This is a genomic window from Streptomyces fildesensis, assembly GCF_016107395.1.
Lineage (GTDB): Bacteria > Actinomycetota > Actinomycetes > Streptomycetales > Streptomycetaceae > Actinacidiphila > Actinacidiphila fildesensis.
In genome coordinates this window covers 1-521 of record NZ_JAAIKO010000170.1, presented here as the reverse complement: position 1 = coordinate 521, position 521 = coordinate 1, and the positions used below count along the sequence as shown (strand labels likewise).

At 66.8% G+C, this 521-nt stretch carries 1 protein-coding gene; it reads left to right on the top strand.

The annotated features are described in order from the left end of the window. A partial coding sequence (locus C6N31_RS42440) for an ABC transporter ATP-binding protein (RefSeq protein WP_198359652.1) occupies nucleotides 1–521 on the top strand: 521 nt, incomplete at both ends.

Genomic DNA, 521 nt, shown 5'->3' with positions numbered 1-521 from the left:
ATCGGGTCGAACGGGTCGGGCAAGTCGACGATGCTGCGGGCGATCGCGGGTCTGCTGCCGCCGGAGAGCGGCCGGGTCTACACCGACGGCCAGCCCTCGCTGCTGGGGGTCAACGCCGCGCTGATGAACGACCTGTCCGGCGAGCGGAACGTCGTGCTCGGCGGTCTGGCGATGGGGATGTCGCAGGAGGAGATCCGCGAGCGGTACCAGGGAATCGTGGAGTTCTCGGGAATCAACGAGAAGGACGATTTCATCTCGTTGCCGATGCGGACGTATTCCTCGGGCATGGCGGCCCGGCTGCGGTTCTCGATCGCGGCGGCCAAGAACCATGACGTGCTGATGATCGACGAGGCGCTGGCCACCGGCGACCGCTCCTTCCAGCGCCGCTCCGAGGCCCGCATCCGCGAACTGCGCAAGGAAGCGGGCACGGTCTTCCTGGTCAGCCACAACAACAAATCGATCCGCGACACCTGTGACCGGGTGCTGTGGCTGGAGAAGGGCGAGCTCCTCATGGACGGCCC